This is a genomic window from Psychroserpens sp. XS_ASV72, from assembly GCF_041224425.1.
In the GTDB taxonomy this organism is placed as follows: domain Bacteria; phylum Bacteroidota; class Bacteroidia; order Flavobacteriales; family Flavobacteriaceae; genus Psychroserpens.
In genome coordinates this window covers 1-390 of the sequence record NZ_JBGFGL010000078.1, presented here as the reverse complement: position 1 = coordinate 390, position 390 = coordinate 1, and the positions used below count along the sequence as shown (strand labels likewise).

Here is a 390-nt window from a genome sequence, read left to right as displayed (position 1 = left end):
GAACATACAGATACAGACCATCAATGTGGTGGATACTACTGATCCAACCTTTACGGTTCCTGCTGGCACCATTATCGAATGTGACCAGGACGCGACTGACCTGAACCTGACTGGTGACGTGACGGACGAGGCAGACAACTGTTCAAATGGATTGGAGGCAACATATTCTGACGCAATTACTAATGGTGTGTGTGCAAATGAGTACACCATCACCAGAACTTGGACACTTGTGGACGAATGCGGTAACGAGAACATACAGATACAGACCATCAATGTGGTGGATACTACTGATCCAACCTTTACGGTTCCTGCTGGCACCATTATCGAATGTGACCAGGACGCGACTGACCTGAACCTGACTGGTGACGTGACGGACGAGGCAGACAACTG

The 390-nt window shown here is 49.0% G+C and carries 1 pseudogene; it reads left to right on the top strand.

Annotation, left to right across the window (positions count from 1 at the left end):
* Positions 1-390: pseudogene (locus AB9K26_RS10950) on the top strand (gliding motility-associated C-terminal domain-containing protein); the annotation flags it as partial.